Raw genomic sequence first — 282 nt, 5'->3', positions numbered from 1 at the left:
TTGCTCAATTTGCCTATAATAACAATGAGGTGGAGAGCAATTTTGATAAAAGAATATGGGTGTGTGTATTAGACCCTTTAGATGAGTTTAGAGTTGCCAGAGCGATTATTGAATTTTTTGAAGGTTGTACTTCTAATGTAGTAGAATCACAATCTCTTTTTCAACGTATTTGTGACTATTAAAAATATAAAAAAAAAAATCTCCTTATTTTAGATGATGTATGGACCAAAGATTACCAGAAATGGAAACCATTCAATAATTGTTTAAAGAATGATCTTGCAT

At 29.8% G+C, this 282-nt stretch carries 1 protein-coding gene; it reads left to right on the top strand.

The genetic code is table 11. From position 1 onward, the window contains the following. Positions 1 to 182 (top strand): hypothetical protein (locus LOK78_RS16540; protein ID WP_232635688.1); only part of this gene is annotated, 182 nt, incomplete at its 5' end. Between the last annotated feature and the right edge of the window lie 100 nt (positions 183 to 282).

The organism is Mangrovimonas futianensis (assembly GCF_021245805.1).
GTDB classification, from domain to species: domain Bacteria; phylum Bacteroidota; class Bacteroidia; order Flavobacteriales; family Flavobacteriaceae; genus Mangrovimonas; species Mangrovimonas futianensis.
The sequence above is the reverse complement of the archived record's forward strand: the minus strand, read 5'-3'. Positions and strand labels throughout refer to the sequence as shown.